The organism is Brevibacillus sp. HB1.4B (assembly GCF_013284285.1).
GTDB classification, from domain to species: Bacteria; Bacillota; Bacilli; order Brevibacillales; family Brevibacillaceae; genus Brevibacillus; species Brevibacillus porteri.
Window position 1 is genome coordinate 737864 of the sequence record NZ_JABSUT010000001.1, and the last position, 17295, is coordinate 755158.

The following is a 17295-nucleotide window of genomic DNA, read 5'->3' on the forward strand; positions in this document are numbered from 1 at the left end:
TTTCGTCCTACACAAGCATTTTTTTCACCAACTGTGTCCGGTTGCTGACATCCATTTTGTCAAAGATCGATTTCAAATGTTTTTTCACTGTGACTTCGCTCAAATACAAGCGGGCAGCGATTTCCGCATTCGTCAATCCCTCCAGCACAAGGCTGGCTACTTCCTGTTCTCGTGCCGTCAGCGTACTCATTTCTATCGTTGTGACTATGCCAGGTGATGTCGGTGGAGCAGCAGCTGGAGTCGCTTCTTCTTCCAGGCGAAAATCCGCATCCAATCCGGATCGTTTAAGCAGTTTTTGCAAATAAGCGGGAAGATGCTCGCCTTGCGTATCACGGAAAAATACGAGAGTGGGTGTTACTCCGTCATAGTTGGTGTGGGTGGCGAAATCGGCTATATCAAACCCCAAACTTTCGTGGGCAGCTTTGAAAAAAGGAAATGGTGCAGGTGAACACAACAAAAACTCTCCGGAGAACATCAAACCGTGCAACATATGGCCAATAGCTGTATGTTGGGAAACATCCTCGTAATCATCTTGATGAATGGTGTGGATGAACCAGCCAGCCCGTGTGTGTTCCGGCACGCGAAACCGTTCTAGCTCTTTTTTGGATAGAGCAGTGAAATAGGAACGAGAACCGGAATGTTCCATCAGGTAAGGAAGGGTTTTTTCGTTGATGGGAACAACTGCAGCAAGTGCCGAGATCGCTCCCTTATCATTGCGCAAAACGCGAAGCACGTCGTATCCCAGCGAGAATAGACGGTCATGATCAAGCCAATTCAATGGGTACAAGGTTTGCTCCGCTGTCAGGTGAAAATCAAAATGTCGGTTCGTGTGCGGATCAAATAGCTTGATAGTTTTAGGGGAGGGACAGTGCCGCTGATTGCGGATATACTCCAATAGTTCTTCCCGATGACCAGTGTGGATTGATTCGAACGGTTTGGGTAATGGGTCGAACCAATTTAAAAAGGCTCGGATGAGTGCGTCACCTAAAAAGAAGGTAAGCTCTAAAGCTTCTGGTGTACGGACCGAATGAGCTGACTTGGTGAACTTCTCATAATAGTAGTGAACGGCCCGCTTTTGCAAATCTGCAAAATGAAGCGGAGTCCGTGCCCGCATATCCTGGGCAATAGATTCTCTCATCAAGGAATGAATCGTCCAGCCGCTGTCCACTTTCCGTACAAACGAAAATCGGATCAATTGGAAAAACTCGGACGCGGTGATTTCCCTTTTTAATAAAAAAGACAGATTATCCTGATTAAAGTGTCGCAATACGGCTGCTGCTTCCACGAGAGGACGCAAATGCTCGCCGGGAACTTCGCGCAGCCATTGGCTTACGACAAACGGCAGCGTGTCCATTTCCTCATGAAAAGCCCCGTTTCCTTCCTGATCTTTCGGCTGCAAGGTAAAGGACAGCAATGACAGGGTAAGGGGATGCCCTTTGGAGCGCCGCCACATTTCTTGGATGATAGTCGGTTCAAAAATGTGACAGTAATGCGCATACCGCTCGACAGCATCGTAAGGAAGATGGGATAAAGGGACCCTACTGATGAAGTGCCGCCAACCGGGCGAAAGAAGCCAAGCTTCAGACAGCGGATGCCTCCCTGCGATCACGATCAGGATATTCGCGCTTAATCGTTTGAAAAAATATTCGCGCAACCAATGGTCCAAGCCGTCCAAGTTCTCGTAAATGTCGAGAAAGAGGACGAGTCTTTGATCGGCCGCTTTTTCATTCAGCTTCGAAACGCATTCCTCCAACAATTGGGATGGATGCTGCTCTTCTCCCTTATGATAGACATGCAATGCCTGCAAAATATGCAGGCAAAAATCAGAGGGCGTGTGCCAAAATTGCTCGCTGTCCAAAGAGAGAGTAGCTGCTTGCCGCAGATGAGCCTGCCGCCTGAGCTCGTCGAGCAAATAGCTTTTTCCTACGCCTGCGGTCCCGAAGAGATTCATGATTTTTTTGGAGCGCCGCTCATCCGCAAGCAACTTCAAAAAATGAAGGACTTCCTCGGTTCGTCCTACCAACAGACGACTTTCCAGCTCTTCAAGGCTATCCTGATAATTCATAGCATCACCTGCTCCATCACAAGGTTTTTCCTTTTTCTTCCTACGATTTTACTACGCTTCTTTTATACTGGGTACTCATATTTATCGCACGGGTATCCTTTTGGATGTATCCTTTCGAGTAATATCGAGCCCCGTATAGTCGGTGTTAGGATGAAACAGGCGAGTCAATACGAAAGGATGGAGGGAACATGTCAAAGCTAAGCCGCATGGGTCACATTTCCTTATATGCGCATGATGTTCGCAGATTGGCCTCTTTTTATGAAACCGCACTTGATCTTGCAGTGGTGAACCATAGCGACGAAACGGCATGCTTGGCGATTGATCCGCAATCGGGCAGGCATGATTTGCTCATCCTGAACAATCCGCATCATGTGCATCTGGCATTTTGGGTAGATACGTTGGATCACTTCAAGGAAGTGTGGAGGAGGCTGACGGATCACGGAATTTTGGCACATGGTCCTTATGTGGAGAGCGAATATGCACATTTTTCTTTTCTTGATCCGGAAGGCAATCATGTGGAGATCATATGGGCGCATCGAGGAGAAACACCACATGCACAAAGAAGAAAAATCAGCTTTCGGGAGTTAGAGGAATTCGGCGTAAGCCAAGAATGATTCGTCCGTGCAATGGAGACTGGCTCGCACAAACTATTTCATTCATTGTGATAAGGGAGAGGAAAAAGAATGTCAACTTCTACAAACACTTTCCATGCAGGGGGAAATACGCTCGGGATTACGACCATGGCTGTGAATCCGACAACCTTCCAAGCAGCCCCCCAAATGGTTCAGGATCGAATGACCTATCACAAAGCGGTGCTGGAGTCATTCGGAATTACATCCCTGTCTAGTCTGGGGTCGCTCAAGAACCGTGGGACGGTAGTACCTCAGTCGGGATTGACGAAACCAAGCCCAACTCTCGTCAGTGGGAATACCATGATTCAGTCTGCGTACCGAATCGACTCAGCTAAATCTTCATCAACGTTGCAAATGTTAAGTGGAAAAGCAGAACTGTTGCAAACCATCCCGTTTCCTAAAAAAATGACGGCTACATTAGCGGTACCATCTCCTGCTTCGGCCTTGAATATATCGGTGGACACTGCCTATTGGGCCGCATCGGAAATTTATATCGAGGATGGAACCAATGTTATTTTGAAATATCCGCAGCGCTACTTGATCATCATCGCCGAAAAGTTGACGGTCGGACAAAATGTTACGTTTACATGGGAGCGCCCTTACCGCTATGTTCCAGCCAAACGACAAAAACCAATAACACCCTCTGATGCACCGATGTCTTCGACGCTCTCCGGCATTCCGGGGACACCTGGAACAGATGGATTGCCCGGAGACCGTGGATTCGACGGCGCTGCTGCTCCTGAACTCGAATTATGGGTACTTAATCTGGCGGGACGTCCTCATTTTGACTTGAAAGGGCAAGATGGCACACAAGGTGGGCCTGGGCAAGACGGTGGAGATGGTGGCAGAGGAGGAAAAGGCAAGCCAGCTGAATTGGATTGGGCAGGTTTCTGCAAAGCCGGAGCGGGAGCCGGTGGAAACGGAGGGCGCGGCGGTGCAGCAGGATACGGAGGTCCGGGAGGCAATGGAGGCGCTGGTGGTCGGTTGACCCTGTACGCGCCACAAACGATCATCCAAAATTATTCGCAAGGCTTTGCGATTACGATTGAGGGAGGCAGCCCGGGGGCAGGAGGAATTCCTGGTAATCCTGGAGCAGGCGGACCGGGTGGTGGGGTGGGTGACACCAAGAATGGAAAATTCGGTACGGCATGCGGTCCAGGGCCAAGAACAGCAGGTCAACCGGGAGAACAGGGTTCATTTGCCGATGCTGGTCGTGTCGGATATGCGGGAGGCCGATTGTCTGAACCTGTCAGCTTTCGAGCCATCGACGCAGATGAATTCAGACGCAAGCTCTTGGAGCCATCGATTAGCCATGTATCTCCGCGCTATGCATTCGCAGGTGATACAGTGACGCTGGAAGGAAGTCGTTATACCAAAACCGATGTCGTGCTGATCGATGGCACGGAAACGAAAACTCAGGTAGTAAGTGATACCATGCTCCATTTTGTCTTGCCTTTCGTGACAGGGGGCTCCCGCACGCTCCAAGTACGACAATCAGATACGACTCTTTCCAACAAGGCATCCGTCTTCGTGAATCCACGAGTCATTTCAGCCCAACAGGAAAATCAAGTGAAAACACGGGTGAGGCCCGGACAAAAAGTGATCGTGAACGGAAGCGGCTTTTCCGAAGGGACACTTGTCTTGGTAAACAACCAAGAAATGCCCGATGTACGGATGTTAAGCTCGACACAAATGGAATTTACCTTGATTCGACCGGCCGATGTTGCGAGCAATCCAGCGGGTGAACAGGTGACCCTGAAAGTGCGGCTTTCCGATGGGACACCTTCGAATGAAATTCCACTGACCCTAGAAACTTTCCATATGCTCGTGATGGGCGATTCCGTGAGCTGGGGGCAAGGCTTGCAGGAGCATGAGAAGTTTTATTCCATCGTGGGTGCAGCCGTTCAGGCCAGAGAAGGAAATATCAAGCAATATACACAAGTACTCGCTCATTCCGGCGCCATTATTGGAGAGGGTAAGGATGATGTAGTGGCCCCCGTAGACTGCGAGGTACCTAAATCATTCCCAACGATCCTACAGCAATGTGCGTTCTTCCAAGGCGAGGCTGACTTGGTGGATCTGATTCTTTTGGATGGAGGTATGAACGATGTCGATGTTCGGACAGTTCTGAATCCTTTCCATCCAGCCGATTTGGGGAAATTACATTATGACTATTTCTTTGTGAGCATGAAGAAATTGCTGGTCGAGGTGACGAATAAATTTACACAAGCCAAGGTCATCGTTACCGGTTATTATCCACTTGTGTCTGAAAAGAGCGATATGGCTGTGGTAGAAGCACTATTGATCGGCGTAGGGGCCATTGTCGGAGGTGTCGGCGGCGGTGCAGCCGGAGGAATTCTGGGTGCAGCTGAGTTGGAAAAGGTATACAAACGCTGTGCCCAGCTTGAAGCAGAATCAAAGGTCTACTTGCGGAAAGCCATCGATGAGAGAAATGCGGAGCTCGATAAACCGCGTATCTTTTTCGCCGATCCGAATTTTGGTCCGGAGCATGCGGCGCTGACGGATGATCCCTATGTATTCGGCATCAATTTGGACCTGACTCCTCAAGACCTGATCGCAGCCGAGCGCCTCGTCTCCTGCACAGAAGCAGGGTGCACAGGCTTGGATTTCGAGATTTGCAAGCGTGCCTCCATCGGTCATCCCAATCAAAAGGGAGCCCAAGCGTACGCAAACGCAATCTTGCCTCTTCTGTAAGCAGTAGAATCATAGGATGATTGACACAGATACGCTGTCGGAGGAACTGATGTTCCCTGACAGCTTTTTCATGTGCCCAATCCTTCCATAAAAAAAGTTGGATTTCCATGTAGATCCGGTGATATAATGTTGCCGTAGCTGATCATAGTTGGTGAGTAATGACGAATTGCTCAATCATCCTGATCTCACCCATAGATATGTTGGGACGGATAACGAGTATCATTGGATGCTTCGAAATTAGCCCACCATCAAACGATTTGCGCATGGCCATGTGTTCATGCTCAGGTTGTTTGATGGTGGGCTTTTATTATTTTCTTGGAGGTTTTAGAGAAGATGCAAAAAATTAGCTTTGAACTAAATGGAGTGAAGCATGAAGCGGAGGAAGGAACCCGTATCCTAGATTATTTACTGCAACAGGAAATAGAGCATCCTCACATCTGCTACTCACCCATATTAGGGCCCATTCAAACTTGTGATACATGCATGTGTGAAATTGACGGGAAAATGATGCGGGCATGCTCGACTCCTATCGAGGAAGGGATGCATATCCTTACATCCTCCGAACGGGCAAAAGGTGCACAGGCAGAAGCAATGGACCGGATCTTGGAAAACCACATGCTGTATTGTACCGTCTGCGACAACAACAACGGAAATTGTCGGGTTCACAATACGGCAGAGCTGCTCGAAATTGAGCACCAAACACGCCCGTTCCGAGAAAAAAAGGAAGAAGTGGATATGTCGCATCCCTTTTATCGCTATGATCCCGATCAATGCATTCTCTGTGGCCGTTGCACGGAGGTTTGTCAGGATTTACAGGTAAATGAAACGCTCACCATCGATTGGGAACGAGAGATTCCCAGAGTGATCTGGGATGATAATAAATCGATTAATGAATCATCTTGTGTGTCATGCGGTCAGTGTGTGACAGTCTGTCCGTGCAATGCACTAATGGAGAAATCCATGCTCGGTGAAGCTGGCTTTCTGTCAGGGATAAAAAAAGACCTGTTAAATCCGATGGTCGATCTCATTAAAGAAGTCGAGCCTGGCTACAGCAGCATTTTTGCTATCTCTGAAGTAGAGGCGGCGATGCGGGAAACAAGGACCAAGAAAACGAAAACCGTATGTACGTTCTGTGGGGTAGGCTGTTCATTTGAGGTATGGACCAAAGGCCGCCACATTCTAAAAGTAGAACCAACGGAAGATTCTCCAGTCAACAGTGTCTCTACTTGTGTAAAAGGGAAGTTCGGCTGGGATTTTGTTAACAGTGATCAACGTTTGACTACACCTTTGATTCGAAAGGGAGACGCATTTGTGCCAGCTACGTGGGATGAGGCGCTTGCACTGATCACCGAGCGAATGGGTTCCATCAAGCAAAACTACGGAGGCAACGCGCTTGGATTTGTTAGCTCATCCAAAACGACCAATGAAGATGCCTACCTCATGCAAAAACTGGCGCGGCAGGTATTTGAATCAAACAATATTGACAACTGCTCCAGGTACTGCCAGTCACCTGCCACCGATGGGTTGCTTGCAACGGTAGGATACGGTGGTGACTCGGGTACCATTCAAGATATCGCAAGTGCTGGATTAGTCATCATCGTCGGTGCGAATCCAACAGAGGGTCATCCCGTCTTGGCAACCCGCGTGAAACGGGCAAAGAAACTACACGGTCAAAAACTGATTGTCTCAGATCTGCGCAAGCATGAAATGGTCGAACGTTCCGATCTTTACCTGCATCCAAAGCAAGGGACCGATTTTGTCTGGCTGACGGCAGTCGCGAAGTACATCATCGATCAAGGCTGGCATGACGAAGCCTTTCTCCAAAACCGGGTAAACGATTTTGATTCTTATCGGAAAATGCTTGAAAAATACACGCTGGAGTATGCTGTGGAAGTAGCCGGGCTGACAAAAGAACAGTTAATTGAAACAGCCACAATGATTCGCGAAGCGGATGGTACTTGCATTTTGTGGGGAATGGGTGTGACGCAGAATATCGCGGGTTCGCATACGTCAGCCGCTATCTCTAATCTCTTGCTGGTAACAGGAAACTACGGTCGACCAGGAGCAGGAGCCTATCCATTGCGTGGACACAACAACGTACAAGGCGCTTGCGACATGGGGACACTCCCCACCTGGCTGCCAGGGTATCAGCCAATTAGGGATGATCAGGCGAGGGCCAAATTTGAAAAGGCGTATGACGTAACGATCTCGAACAAATCAGGCTTAACCAATATTGAAATGCTGGAAGCGGTGGAGAAAGGCGAACTGAAAGCTATGTACCTGATGGGGGAAGACATGGCTTGGGTCGACTCCAACGCCAACCACGTGCATGATACGCTCAGCAAGCTTGATTTCTTTGTCGTACAAGACATATTCCTGACCAAGACGGCTCAATTTGCCGATGTCGTTTTACCTGCGTCTCCATCCCTGGAAAAAGAGGGTACCTTTGTGAATACGGAAAGACGTATCCAACGGTTGTATCAAGTAATGGAACCACTGGGAGAATCAAAACCGGACTGGTCGATCATCCAACTAATCGCACAACGAATGGGCGCAAACTGGAGTTACCAACACCCAGGAGAGATCATGGACGAAATTGCGAGCCTGGCACCGATTTATGCTGGAGTCTCTTATGATCGTTTGGAAGGATGGAGCAGCTTGCTTTGGCCAGTGCAACAAGATGGTACCCACGAGCCGCTTCTGTACAAAGATCAATTCAACTTCCCAGACGGAAAAGCAAGACTTTCGCTCGTTGAATATGTTCCGCCTATGGAGTATCCATCGGAATTTGATCTTACCTTAAATAATGGACGACTACTGGAGCATTTCCATGAAGGAAATATGACGAATAAATCAAAAGGCATCCAATATAAGCTACCGGAAGTATTTGTGGAGGTTTCCCCTGAGCTTGCTCGCGAGCGGGGGCTAAAAGACGGTTCGTTGGTTCGGCTCGTCTCTCCATACGGAGCCATTAAGCTTCGTGTTCTCGTGACAGATCGAGTCAGCGGTAAAGAATTGTATGTACCCATGCACTCTGTTAGCCATGAAAATGCCATTAACCTTTTAACCGGCAGCGTTGGGGACGTTCGCACGCAAACCCCTGCCTACAAGCAAGCAAAAGTACGTATGGAGTTTCTCAAAGAAAAAGGAATGACTCCACTGCCCATGTACAATCCCCGCTATGCAAAGCGAAACCCTCAGTTGGGTGTCCAGGTAGAGCGCAAATGGGCGAGAGACGATTATGAACCGATTGCAGATGTAAACATGGTGGGAGGTAAAAAATAATGGCAAGACCGATTTCAAAAGTGGTAGAACCTGTTCTTACTGAAAGAGAAAAACAAGATCAATCGGTAGAAAGTGTCATACAAGCGCTCGCCAAAAATCCGGAAGGGATTCAGGCAACGATCAAGCTGCTCCAGGAACTCCATAAAAGTGGAATTCTTGGAGCACTCAACGCCGTCGTAGAGGCGAAGGAGGATATTGCCAAAATTGTCGTAGGGCAAATGGTACGTCCACCTGTCACTACTATGATCAACAATGCGATGGCTGCCGCAGGTGGGTTAACAGAGCTAGATCCTGATATGACAAAAAAGCTGATGGGCGGTGTTACAAAGGGTCTACAAAGGGTCGATGATGCTCTTCGCTCTGGAAAAAAGGTTGGTGTCTTCGATTTGATGAAAGCTCTGCGTGATCCAGACATCAATCGGGCAATGGGTTTTGGTATAAACCTGCTGAAAGGATTAGGAGAGGGTTTAAAGGAATGATGAACGAGACATCAATCGTGCACTTCTATCAACGGATGCTAAATACTTCACTCATCATTCTGGGGCTTGTCTTGAGCTTTTATCTAGTACGCGAACTGTATTTCATTGTGACAGCTGCACTTCTTGGTAATACTAACGTTCATGATATTTTGGAGGAAGTCTTAGCCTTTTTCCTGTACTTTGTTTTTGTTTCTATGATCGTCAAATATTTTAAGGAAGAGTATCACTTTCCGCTACGATACCTCATCTATATCGGCATTACCGGCACGATACGTTTTATCATCGTCAATCGTGATGACGCTATGAATAATCTGATTCTATCGCTAGTGATTCTTATCCTGGTCATTTGTTACCTATTGTTGGCTCCTCGTAAGAACAAACAAGGGGAATGAAAGGAGAGCATCGAATGACGAAAAACCTCGAACATCAATTCAGCATGCTAGTTCGTGAGATACGAAAAGAATACGTCGGTAACGGTCCGAAAGAAATCGTTACACGTTTTTGTGGTCCATGGGTGATCTGTGAGATGAAAGGGAACCTGACAAATGTTGAAAAATTTATGATTCTGTCTGATGAAGGCAAACGAATGGTACACGATGCACGCACGAAGCTCGTGAAGAACATTTATAACGACCCTGAGGTGGTAGCAAAACTCGAAGATATCATCCACGCAAAGGTCTTGCGGATTTTTTCAGATATTAACATTGAAGAGGACATTGCCATGACCGTCTATGTTTTAGATAGATCAATTTCTTGATCAGGATGGGAGGAAAGGAGAGAAACGCTCATGATTCAACCGGTGTGCGTTTTATCACATCTCCTGCATGATGAATATGGTACTTTGAAGGAAGTGGTAGATTCCATCGTGACAGAATCACCGATCGAAGTCAGCTCCTACTGAATTGGCTCTTCGTCTGGAGCAGGGTCTTGGCATTTCCACGGTTGGTTTTATTCGAAATCAAAAGTTTAATGTGTACACGTGGCCCGAACGAATTGCAGAGGTTGAAAGGGGGAAGTCCAGTGATTCCAAGTGAATTGGTGGACGCTTTTGGTCGTGTCCATGACTATTTACGCATATCGGTAACGGATCGTTGCAACTTGCGGTGTGTTTACTGCATGCCTGCTGATGGGATGGAATTTGAACCTGATGAAAATATCTTGTCTTTGAACGAAATAACCGAGGTTGTGAGGGTTTTGGCCGAAATGGGGGTCAAAAAAGTAAGGCTGACAGGTGGAGAACCATTGGTCCGCAAAGGCATTGAACATTTGGTATCCGCGATAGCGGGAATTCCAGGAATCGAAGATATCGCAATGACTACCAATGGGATTTTCTTGGCGAGAAAGGCTCAACAATTAAAAGAAGCCGGCTTGAACCGTGTGAATATCAGTCTGGATACATTGAAAGCGGATCGTTTTTCGTTGATTACCCGCGGTGGAGATGTCCATCGCGTTTTGGATAGCATAGCTGCATGCCAACAAGTAGGGATAGATCCAATTAAGTTGAACGTCGTCCTTCGTATTGGAACGCTGTCATCATTTGGGCTGGAAAGTGGCTGAGAGTCATGAAGTGCGAGGCAACGGACCTGCACAAACGTTTCGGATAGAAGGCGCCAAGGGGAGTTTTGGGCTTATTCATCCCGTGAGCGATCATTTCTGCGAAACTTGTAATCGGCTTCGTTTGACAGCAGATGGAAATATAAAGCCATGCCTATATTGGTCGGATGAGTTTAATGTTCGTACGTGCATTGGAGATGATGAAGCGGTACGCGACCTCTTTTTTCGAGCATTGCATATCAAACCACTGAATCACGAAATGGCCAAAGCTTTAGTTGATGAGAGTCAGTCGCATGTACCAACAGGTAGGCGCATGTCTCAAATTGGAGGGTAGTGTAGACGACATGGATAGAGTAGATTGCGTGAATCGGTTTCATCGAAATGCGGTTCAAGTTGTGGAAGCACAGCGCAGAATTGAGCAACATCTGAACCGTCTGGATGTGGAAGAAGTCTCATTGGAAAATGCCTACAGTCGTACGTTGGCGGAGGATATCATTGCGCCAGACAATATGCCTCATTTCCGGCGTTCTGGGATGGATGGTTTTGCGATTATGTCCAGTTCAACTCGAGGGGCATCATCTGAATCTCCTGTCCTTTTGGAAGTGATCGACAATATTCCGTGTGGAGCTCTACCTACAAAAGAATTATCGCAAAGAACGGCCTCCCGAATCATGACGGGAGCCATGGTACCTGAAAATGCAGACGCAGTCATTATGCTGGAAATGACAGACGACCTTGAGGAGCAGGGCAAAACGTACATTTCCATTAAAAAAGAAGTCCATCCTGGGCAGAACCTGACTCCGATTGGCCACGAAATCACAATGGGCCATTGTGTTCTGCAAAAAGGTACAGAAATCCTCGCTGGTGAGACCGCATTGTTGGCTACATTCGGTTTCTCCCGCGTCAAAGTATATAAGCGCCCAACCATCGCAATTTTTGCAACAGGTTCAGAGCTTTTACCTGTAGATGCGCCACTTTGCGCAGGTAAAATTCGAAACAGTAACTCTTATATGCTGGCGGCACTTATTCGGGGGGCAGGAGGGATTCCATTACTGATGGGTTCCATCCCAGACGAAGCGGATCAGGCACAAACTCGTATTCTTGAAGCATTTTCCGTTGCGGATTTCGTGATCACATCAGGTGGAGTATCGGTAGGCGACTACGACATTCTCGTAGATATTTTTGAAAAATGGAAAGGGAAGGTCCTGTTTAACAAAGTAGCGATGCGACCCGGAAGTCCTACATCCGCAGGGGTTTGGAATGATCAATTTTTGTTTGCTTTGTCAGGCAATCCGGGAGCATGCTTTGTTGGTTTTGAGCTCTTCGTCCGTCCTGTGATTTTGGGTATGCAGGGTATTCAAAATAGATACATGAGAGACTTTACTGCTTTTCTAGGCGAAGACTTTACAAAGATAAATGGGTATCCTCGGTATGTTCGCGGAAAGTCTTATGTAATCGATGGCAAGGTGTTCGTAAAACCTGTTGGGATGGATCAATCAAGCGTTACGGTATCCATTAAAGATTCCGATTGCTTGATCAAGATTCCATCTGGAGGAAAGGGAATGCTACAAGGTGAACTTGTCTGTGCCTTGATGCTTAGAGGATAATACTCACCTTGCGGGCGCTTTGGTGAAAATAACGGCTGTCCATTGGAAATAATAGGTAGGCGAAGTGCTTGGTTGTAAGCGAGAACTGCCAGAAGCGAAGATCTCCTTCTGAATGGTACAATGTAAATATAAGTAGAAATGAATACTATCGGAAGGATGTTTGGCATGAGCGAATCTAATCAGGAGTATATCGTAATCTCCGGTGCGAGGGAAAACAATCTCAAGAACGTATCCTTACGCATTCCCAAGCGGAAGATTACGATCTTCACCGGTGTATCTGGCTCCGGCAAGTCATCGATCGTCTTCGATACGATCGCCGCAGAATCCACGCGATTGCTGAATGAGAACTTCAGCATGTTCGTGCGCAATTTCTTGCCCCGTTATCCGCAGCCGGATACGGACGCGATCGAGAACCTGAGTATGGCGGTTATCGTGGACCAGAAGCGACTGGGGGGCGGCTCCCATTCCACGATGGGCACAATTACCGATATTTCTCCTATTCTTCGCCTGCTCTTCTCCCGAATAGGTCAGCCCAATGTTGGACAAGCGCATATGTTCTCCTTTAATGACCCCCAAGGCATGTGTCCCGAATGCAACGGGATCGGTCGCAGTCTGAGCGTTGACATGAGCAAGGCGCTGGACATGTCAAAGTCGTTGAATGAAGGGGCAATCATGCTGCCGGACTATAAGGTAGACGGCATGGAATGGAATATGCTCGTGCAGACGGGCTTTAATCCTGACAAGAAGCTGAGCGATTATTCGGATGAGGAGCTAGAGCAGCTGTTGTACGCCAAGGCGAGGAAAGTGGAGATGCAATTCGCCGGGAAAGCCGTGAATATTACAGTAGAAGGCGTCATGGAGAAATTCACCAACAAATACATCAAGCAGGATCTAAAGACGAAATCTGAGCGTACACAAAAAGCGGTTGCGCCGTTCATCTCCGAAGGTTCTTGCTCCAGCTGTCATGGTGCGAGACTCAATCAGGCCGCACTGAACTGCAAAATCAATGGCCTCAACATTGCAGAGATGTCTTCCATGGAGGTCGGTCGGCTCATTCGCGTCATTCAGGGGATTGACGATTCGGTCGCCGCACCGATGGTCAAGTCGTTGACGGAACGGTTGCAGCATCTAGTGGATATCGGACTAGACTACTTGACGCTGGATCGTGAGACGGATACCTTGTCCGGCGGCGAGTCGCAACGTGTCAAAATGGTGAAGCATCTGAGCGGCAGTCTGGTGGATGTTACTTACATTTTTGATGAGCCCAGCGTTGGTTTACATCCCCGTGATGTACACCGATTAAATGAATTGCTCCAGAAGCTGCGCGACAAGGGCAATACCGTCATTGTCGTCGAGCATGATCCTGATGTGATCAAGGTGGCAGATCATATCGTCGACGTCGGACCTCACGCCGGTAGCCACGGCGGTACCATCGTGTATGAAGGCAGCTTTGGAGGTCTGCTGGAGTCAGGGACACTGACAGGTACCCATATGAAGCGGCCGATCCAGCTGAAGCAAGATTACAGGAAGCCGTCCGGCAAGTTATCCATTGTGGATGCCAAACTGCACAACCTGCAGAACGTGAGTGTTGATATTCCAACCGGAGTGCTGACCGTAGTTACGGGTGTCGCCGGCTCAGGTAAGAGTACGCTGATAAACGAAGTATTCCTTAGCAACCATTCGGATGCGATCGTCATCGACCAATCGGCGGTAGGCGTGTCAACACGCTCCAATCCCGCGACCTACACAGGGATCATGGATGATGTGCGCAAGGCGTTTGCTTCCGCGAACAAGGTCAACCAAGGCTTGTTCAGCTTCAACTCCAAGGGGGCTTGCGAGAACTGCCAAGGTCTAGGGGTTGTGTATACAGACCTTGCATTCCTCGAAAGCGTCAAGCTGCCGTGCGAAGTCTGCGGAGGAAGACGGTTCAAGGAAGAGGTGCTCGCATACAAGCTGAACGGCAAGTCAATTGCAGAAGTACTGGAGATGACGGTGGAGCAGGCATTGGAATTTTTTGAGCTAAAAGAAGTTGTGCGCAAGCTCCAGGCGATGAGTGATGTGGGGCTAAACTATATTACACTCGGCCAGCCACTTAGCACGCTCTCCGGCGGGGAATGCCAGCGCATCAAACTAGCAAGCGAGCTGCACAAGAAGGGCAGCATCTACGTGATGGACGAGCCGACAACTGGCCTACATATGTCAGATATCGGTCACCTTCTGGAGATCATGAACCGCCTCGTGGATACAGGCAATACGGTAATCGTCATCGAGCACAATCTCGATGTGATCAGCCAAGCGGATTGGATTATCGATATGGGACCGGACGGAGGCAGCAACGGCGGTCAGGTGGTCTTCGAGGGCACACCTCCGCAGATCATCCATGCGGAACAGTCGATCACGGGAAGATATTTGAAGTAATGCATCTAATCTACTTTCGTAATGTATGGGAGCCCAATGTAAAAGCTGCTATGGCATAACGAATTCAGATCTCCTCATGGGGAAACCGGAGGAGATTTTTGTTATGCTAAGGGAAATATCAGAAAATAAAAAATAATCTTGACATTAAACCAGGTGGTTAGTAAAGTGGGATTACAAGCAACCTATCGATCGATCGATCGACTCGAGTTTTCTGTAATCATCAGTAGAAAGGAGCGCGCTTTTTTGACGAAAGAAAAAATATTTCAAGCAGCATTACGGCTATTCGCAAGAAAAGGATTTGAAGCAACCAGCATACGTGATATCGCTCTAGAAGCAGAGGTAACCTCCTCCACCCTCTATCATTACATGAAAACAAAAGAGGATCTGCTCGTTGCCATCATGCAAGAAGGGTTACAGACCCTACTTGGAAATGCAAAGGAAGTGCTCGCTGAACTTGAAGCGCCCGAACAACAATTGGCAGCGTTTGTACAGCTTCATGTTACCAGCCATGCCATTGACAAGCTAACAGCGTTAGTAGTAGATACCGAGTTCCGTGCGCTGACAGGAAATACGCGCGTAGAAATTGCCAGGTTGCGCAGTGAATATGAGCTGCTCTGGCATCGTATTTTAACGGACGGATTAGAGGGGGGCGTATTTACGATAGAAAATACCAAGCTTACCGTCCTGGCTTTGCTTCAAATGTGCACGGGTGTCGCCCATTGGTACTCACCCGATGGCCCAAATTCATTGGAAGAAATCAGCTTGAATTTTTCCGATATGGCGCTTGCACTCGTACAGGCAAAGCGAAACGGTCAGCAACTGACTGTCTCCGATTTAGATCTGCCTGAACCCGCTCGTTTTTTTATGAAACCATGGCTGGGGGCTGCTGCGCATGAACATTCTTGATGCCCGTGTCCGCTTGCCACAGCAGTTCCGTGAGGCACGCATCGGTGAAATGCGAAATGAGTACGTCGCTCAATATGATGCGGTGTTACAAGTAAGATCGACTATCGCGAAAACGCTCGACGATTTGATTCAAGAAATGAAAGAATCAGGAGTACACCATGCCATTATGCATGCAGAATACGAATTCGGCGAGAATGGAGATGCGCTGAATGATGCATTGGCAAAAGTCATATCCGCTCACCCTGAGCTCTTCTCAGGATTCGGTACGATTTCAATGGAGCATTTCAGACCGATGCGCGCTGTCCAACAAGTGAGCCGCATCAGAGAGTTGGGCTTTCTGGGAGTAAACATCCAGCCTGCATTTTTTGAGATGCCGATCGATGATCGCAAATTATATCCCGTATACGCAAAGGCTGCCGAGTTAGGCTTGGCAGTTGCCATTCATACGGGAATTAATTATTCGATGATTCATCCCATCCGGAATGAACACCCGCTGTTACTAGATCAAGTCGCCTGTGATTTCCCAGAATTAACATTGATCGCGTGTCATGGGGGGTGGCCCTGGGTGCCTGAAATGGTTGCCGTAGCGCGCAAGCACCCCAATGTTCTGATGGATTTGGGCGGGCTTTCTCCAAGGTATTTGGGGGTGCAAGGAGCAGGGTGGGAGATGATGTACAGGTTAGCAAACAACCTCTTGCAAGATCAAATCCTCTTTGCAACAGACTGGCCTGTATTTCCTCTGAAACGCGCGATTGCAGAATGGAAGGAATTAAGCATAAAGCCCGAGGTGCTAGAGAAGGTGCTCGGTTCGAATGCAAGAGCATTGTTTTCCAAAATAAAGGCGGAGGTAAAAAAGAATGACAACACGTAAGGCGGTGGTAGAGTGTGAGATCCATCAAGAGATAGGCTGGATTCACCTGAATCGCCCCGAGCGGTTAAATGCGGTGATTCCACAATTGGTAGAGGAGCTGTATGGATCGCTCGATAAGTTGGAACGGGAAGGAGTAAGGGCGGCAATACTGGCTGGCCGCGGGAATGCTTTTTGTGCAGGACATGATTTGCGTCATGAAGAAAAGCCTGCAAATGAGGCTGAGATACGCCTTAATCTACAGAAAATTCAGGATATAACACGAAAGATTCAGCGCGTTCCTTTTCCGGTGATCGCTGCGGTCCATGGTTATGCATTAGGAGCAGGGTGTGAGTTTGCACTCGGATGCGATTTGATCATCGCCGCTCAAGATGCCGAATTCGGCTTTCCGGAAGTGAGTGTCGGACTTAGTGTTACTGGAGGAATCTCACATATCCTTCCCATCGCGATTGGACTGGTCCGGGCGAAAGAATTGCTGTTTTCGGGCGAAAGGTTTGGTGCATCGCAAGCACTGCATCTAGGACTCATCAACAAGGTAGTGGATCATAAAGTGTTAGCTGAAGAAGCTGACAAGTGGGCGAAACGGTTAGCTGAGCTCCCGCAAGTAGCGCTTGCAAAAGCCAAATTTGCGCTAAATCGCGGAGCACAATGCGATCTGGAGGCAGCTTTTGAATTGGAGATCGAGCATGCGCTGGCAACCGTGCAATCGATCGAATCCAAGCAGGCGGCTGAAGGGTTCCGAAAAAAAGGATCGGTATAAAGAAGG

At 48.2% G+C, this 17295-nt stretch carries 12 protein-coding genes and 2 pseudogenes; 13 read left to right on the forward strand and 1 reads right to left on the reverse strand.

The window, feature by feature from the left end:
• Positions 1-7: 7 nt before the first annotated feature.
• Positions 8-2065: a LuxR C-terminal-related transcriptional regulator gene (locus HP398_RS03435; RefSeq protein WP_173621839.1), complete on the reverse strand. Its 2058-nt coding sequence runs from the start codon at positions 2063-2065 to the stop codon at positions 8-10.
• A gap of 188 nt (positions 2066-2253) precedes the next feature.
• Between HP398_RS03435 and HP398_RS03440 the strand changes: the two genes are divergently transcribed.
• The 13 genes and pseudogenes from HP398_RS03440 (at position 2254) to HP398_RS03500 (ending at position 17289) form a co-directional block, all read left to right on the forward strand.
• Positions 2254-2679: a VOC family protein gene (locus HP398_RS03440; RefSeq protein WP_173621840.1), complete on the forward strand. Its 426-nt coding sequence runs from the start codon at positions 2254-2256 to the stop codon at positions 2677-2679.
• 69 nt (positions 2680-2748) lie between these two features.
• Positions 2749-5412, forward strand: a complete 2664-nt coding sequence (locus HP398_RS03445) for an IPT/TIG domain-containing protein (RefSeq protein ID WP_173621841.1) — start codon at positions 2749-2751, stop codon at positions 5410-5412.
• Between the two features lie 333 nt (positions 5413-5745).
• Positions 5746-8697, forward strand: a complete 2952-nt coding sequence (fdhF, locus tag HP398_RS03450; protein ID WP_173621842.1) for a formate dehydrogenase subunit alpha — start codon at positions 5746-5748, stop codon at positions 8695-8697.
• Positions 8697-9176, forward strand: a complete 480-nt coding sequence (locus tag HP398_RS03455) for a helical membrane plugin domain-containing protein (protein WP_173621843.1) — start codon at positions 8697-8699, stop codon at positions 9174-9176. Before fdhF ends, HP398_RS03455 begins: the two co-directional genes overlap by 1 nt.
• Positions 9173-9568: a phosphate-starvation-inducible PsiE family protein gene (locus tag HP398_RS03460; protein WP_173621844.1), complete on the forward strand. Its 396-nt coding sequence runs from the start codon at positions 9173-9175 to the stop codon at positions 9566-9568. Before HP398_RS03455 ends, HP398_RS03460 begins: the two co-directional genes overlap by 4 nt.
• Before the next feature lie 14 nt (positions 9569-9582).
• Positions 9583-9933, forward strand: a complete 351-nt coding sequence (locus HP398_RS03465; RefSeq protein ID WP_173621845.1) for a Na-translocating system protein MpsC family protein — start codon at positions 9583-9585, stop codon at positions 9931-9933.
• 124 nt (positions 9934-10057) lie between these two features.
• A pseudogene (locus HP398_RS03470) lies at positions 10058-10210 on the forward strand (formate dehydrogenase accessory sulfurtransferase FdhD); the annotation flags it as partial.
• Positions 10197-11064, forward strand: a pseudogene (locus HP398_RS03475) (GTP 3',8-cyclase MoaA). The pseudogenes HP398_RS03470 and HP398_RS03475, both read left to right, overlap by 14 nt.
• A gap of 10 nt (positions 11065-11074) precedes the next feature.
• Positions 11075-12337 carry a molybdopterin molybdotransferase MoeA gene (locus HP398_RS03480; RefSeq protein ID WP_371736705.1) on the forward strand — a complete coding sequence of 421 codons (1263 nt, stop codon included), beginning with the start codon at positions 11075-11077 and terminating at the stop codon, positions 12335-12337.
• Positions 12338-12502: 165 nt separating this feature from the next.
• On the forward strand, positions 12503-14755 hold the full coding sequence (locus tag HP398_RS03485) for an ATP-binding cassette domain-containing protein (protein WP_173621846.1): 2253 nt from the start codon (positions 12503-12505) through the stop codon (positions 14753-14755).
• A 165-nt stretch (positions 14756-14920) separates the two neighbouring features.
• Entirely contained in the window at positions 14921-15661 is a 741-nt protein-coding gene (locus HP398_RS03490) for a TetR/AcrR family transcriptional regulator (protein ID WP_371736706.1), read from the forward strand.
• A complete protein-coding gene (locus tag HP398_RS03495) occupies positions 15648-16532 on the forward strand; it encodes an amidohydrolase family protein (RefSeq protein ID WP_017248535.1) in 885 nt (294 codons plus the stop codon). The genes HP398_RS03490 and HP398_RS03495 overlap by 14 nt, the downstream gene beginning before the upstream one ends.
• Positions 16519-17289: an enoyl-CoA hydratase/isomerase family protein gene (locus HP398_RS03500; RefSeq protein WP_017248536.1), complete on the forward strand. Its 771-nt coding sequence runs from the start codon at positions 16519-16521 to the stop codon at positions 17287-17289. The genes HP398_RS03495 and HP398_RS03500 overlap by 14 nt, the downstream gene beginning before the upstream one ends.
• Positions 17290-17295: the final 6 nt, after the last annotated feature.

Coding starts and splice junctions, on each gene's coding strand:
- HP398_RS03435 (WP_173621839.1), bottom strand. CDS start 2,065: ATGAATTATCAGGATAGCCTTGAAGAGCTGGAAAGTCGTCTGTTGGTA.
- HP398_RS03440 (WP_173621840.1), top strand. CDS start 2,254: ATGTCAAAGCTAAGCCGCATGGGTCACATTTCCTTATATGCGCATGAT.
- HP398_RS03445 (WP_173621841.1), top strand. CDS start 2,749: ATGTCAACTTCTACAAACACTTTCCATGCAGGGGGAAATACGCTCGGG.
- fdhF (WP_173621842.1), top strand. CDS start 5,746: ATGCAAAAAATTAGCTTTGAACTAAATGGAGTGAAGCATGAAGCGGAG.
- HP398_RS03455 (WP_173621843.1), top strand. CDS start 8,697: ATGGCAAGACCGATTTCAAAAGTGGTAGAACCTGTTCTTACTGAAAGA.
- HP398_RS03460 (WP_173621844.1), top strand. CDS start 9,173: ATGATGAACGAGACATCAATCGTGCACTTCTATCAACGGATGCTAAAT.
- HP398_RS03465 (WP_173621845.1), top strand. CDS start 9,583: ATGACGAAAAACCTCGAACATCAATTCAGCATGCTAGTTCGTGAGATA.
- HP398_RS03480 (WP_371736705.1), top strand. CDS start 11,075: ATGGATAGAGTAGATTGCGTGAATCGGTTTCATCGAAATGCGGTTCAA.
- HP398_RS03485 (WP_173621846.1), top strand. CDS start 12,503: ATGAGCGAATCTAATCAGGAGTATATCGTAATCTCCGGTGCGAGGGAA.
- HP398_RS03495 (WP_017248535.1), top strand. CDS start 15,648: ATGAACATTCTTGATGCCCGTGTCCGCTTGCCACAGCAGTTCCGTGAG.
- HP398_RS03500 (WP_017248536.1), top strand. CDS start 16,519: ATGACAACACGTAAGGCGGTGGTAGAGTGTGAGATCCATCAAGAGATA.